The organism is Blautia sp. NSJ-175, assembly GCF_022867815.1.
GTDB classification, from domain to species: domain Bacteria; phylum Bacillota; class Clostridia; order Lachnospirales; family Lachnospiraceae; genus Blautia; species Blautia celeris.
Genome location: NZ_JALIFQ010000069.1, coordinates 1 through 611, shown reverse-complemented (window position 1 = coordinate 611; position 611 = coordinate 1). Strand labels below are relative to the sequence as shown.

6 tRNA genes are annotated in these 611 nt (G+C 50.2%); all 6 read left to right on the top strand.

The features are described from left to right. Positions 1–46 precede the first annotated feature (46 nt). Positions 47–119, top strand: a tRNA-Asn gene (locus MUB35_RS30395). 6 nt (positions 120–125) lie between these two features. Further along, positions 126–197, top strand: a tRNA-Glu gene (locus MUB35_RS30390). 36 nt (positions 198–233) lie between these two features. Beyond that, positions 234–306 (top strand) — tRNA-Thr (locus MUB35_RS30385). Positions 307–310: 4 nt separating this feature from the next. After that, positions 311–384: transfer RNA gene (locus tag MUB35_RS30380), tRNA-Ile, on the top strand. A gap of 34 nt (positions 385–418) precedes the next feature. Continuing rightward, positions 419–492 (top strand) — tRNA-Asp (locus MUB35_RS30375). A gap of 4 nt (positions 493–496) precedes the next feature. Further along, positions 497–582 (top strand) — tRNA-Leu (locus tag MUB35_RS30370). Positions 583–611 lie beyond the last annotated feature (29 nt).

Here is a 611-nt window from a genome sequence, read left to right as displayed (position 1 = left end):
GTTTTGTATATGCGGTTTTGAAGGTACGGTGTATCATTGTATCTATTCCTCCTTAGCTCAGTCGGTAGAGCATGCGGCTGTTAACCGCAGTGTCGTTGGTTCGAGTCCAACAGGGGGAGTTTTTTGGCTCCATGGTCAAGCGGTTAAGACACCGCCCTTTCACGGCGGTAACAGGGGTTCAAATCCCCTTGGAGTCATTCAATAAGGATTGAAACAATAAGTTAAACAGGTACGCCGATGTGGCTCAATTGGCAGAGCAGCTGATTTGTAATCAGCAGGTTATCGGTTCGAGTCCGATCATCGGCTTTATGGACCTTTAGCTCAGTTGGTTAGAGCAACCGGCTCATAACCGGTCGGTCCTGGGTTCGAGTCCCCGAAGGTCCATTTATCAGTTAAAGGTTACAAGTTAATAAGTTTTGGCCCAGTGGCTCAGTTGGTTAGAGCGCCGCCCTGTCACGGCGGAGGTCGAGAGTTCGAGTCTCTTCTGGGTCGTTTTGCCGCAGTGGCGGAACTGGCAGACGCCCGGGACTTAAAATCCCGTGGGTAGTGATACCCGTACCGGTTCGATTCCGGTCTGCGGCATTATTTAAAAGTGGAGGAAACGTTGAATT